We start from the raw sequence: 412 nt of genomic DNA on the forward strand, positions 1-412 counted from the left end.
GCCAATTTCTGCTGCCCCTCAGGCGTAGCAATGCCGCTGATGTCCAGCGGCTCAACATCTGAACCGGTTCGCATGGCGTTGAAGGTCAGCGGGCTTTCGCGCAGCATCTTCGTGTTGTTGTCGATGGCGGTCTGTAGGCGCGTGACGTTGGCCTGCTGTGCAACGCTGGCGCCGTTGACGACCATCTGCTGGCGCTTCTGGTCAACGTACTGCTGCTGCTCGGCCATCGGCTTGCGCAGCAGGCCCTGAACCTCGTTCATTTCGTTGATTCGGGTGTTGTACTCACCGGCCGCCGATGTCCCGGACAAAGCGGTTTTCCAACGCTGCTGGTCTGCCGGGGTTGGCGGGATGCCTGTGGCGGCCTGCCGATCCATCTGGTTGAGCACACGCTCAGCCTTCATTTCCCGCATTT

Annotated in this window: 1 protein-coding gene; it reads right to left on the minus strand. The window is 60.9% G+C overall.

The window, feature by feature from the left end:
• A partial coding sequence (locus HX773_RS25625; RefSeq protein WP_176973828.1) for a hypothetical protein occupies positions 1 to 401 on the minus strand: 401 nt, incomplete at its 3' end.
• Positions 402 to 412: the final 11 nt, after the last annotated feature.

Source organism: Pantoea sp. B9002 (genome assembly GCF_013385945.1).
Classification (GTDB): Bacteria; Pseudomonadota; Gammaproteobacteria; order Enterobacterales; family Enterobacteriaceae; genus Pantoea.